The 1,038-nt window shown below is 48.6% G+C and carries 1 rRNA gene and 1 pseudogene; one reads left to right on the top strand and one right to left on the bottom strand.

The features are described from left to right. Positions 1–311: ribosomal RNA gene (locus G5533_RS20385) — 16S ribosomal RNA — on the bottom strand; the annotation flags it as partial. A gap of 443 nt (positions 312–754) precedes the next feature. Between G5533_RS20385 and G5533_RS20380 the strand changes: the two are divergent. Further along, positions 755–865: pseudogene (locus G5533_RS20380) on the top strand (gamma carbonic anhydrase family protein); the annotation flags it as partial. Positions 866–1,038: the final 173 nt, after the last annotated feature.

Genomic DNA, 1,038 nt, shown 5'->3' with positions numbered 1-1,038 from the left:
TGATCATCCTCTCAGACCAGCTAGGGATCGTCGCCTTGGTGAGCCATTACCTCACCAACTAGCTAATCCCACCTGGGTTCATCCAATCGCGCAAGGCCCGAAGGTCCCCTGCTTTCCCCCGTAGGGCGTATGCGGTATTAGCAGTCGTTTCCAACTGTTATCCCCCTCGACTGGGCAGATCCCCAGGCATTACTCACCCGTCCGCCGCTCGCCGGCAAAAGTAGCAAGCTACTTTCCCGCTGCCGCTCGACTTGCATGTGTTAGGCCTGCCGCCAGCGTTCAATCTGAGCCATGATCAAACTCTTCAATTTAAGTTTGGTTGCTTCGAAAAGCGGCTCAATGAATTGCTGAAATAAACTGTTCGACTTCTTATTGCTAAGAAATCGTCTTGGTCACTTCACCAGACATTGAAAATCAAAAATTGTTTTTGATGTTCGATGCTGTGAGTGCCCACACAGATTGCTTGATTCAAATTGTTAAAGAGCGACGCAACAGTGTGTTGCTGCGGGAGTGGAATTCTACTCAACCGCCTTCTCGAGTCAAGCCTTATTTTCAAAGGCTTTTCGAGGTTACCGACGAGGTTGTTTGCGTTGCCGCTTGCCGTGTCGATGGAGGCGCATTATAGGGAACAGATTCTTTCTGGCAACCCCTTATCTGCAATAAAATTGCAAAAAACCGCACTTTTTTAGTTATTCATATCCAGACACAGCTTTTATACAAACTTATCCACAGAAACTGGTTCCAGATTGCTAGAATGGCCGAAAACAAGGAGGCCAAGATGGACTTGCGACTGAGACCCTATAAGGGAAAACGCCCGCAACTGGGCAAACGGGTGTATGTAGGGCGATATCAGCTGGCTGACGATGTTCACGCCAAGTGATCCAACCATTAACCATTCACCACTCAGCAGTGGTTTGGGAACAGCGCTTACTTCTATAGAAGAACATATAGGTGAATGATGAGTTGAGGCAGTTGAGGCAGTTGAGGCAGTTGAGGCAGTTGAGGCAGTTGAGGCAGTTGAGGCAGTTGAGGCAGTTG

The sequence above is a fragment of the Aeromonas sp. A600620 genome (assembly GCF_029479985.1).
Classification (GTDB): Bacteria; Pseudomonadota; Gammaproteobacteria; order Enterobacterales; family Aeromonadaceae; genus Aeromonas; species Aeromonas veronii_A.
This window is presented reverse-complemented; position numbering and strand designations above follow the sequence as displayed.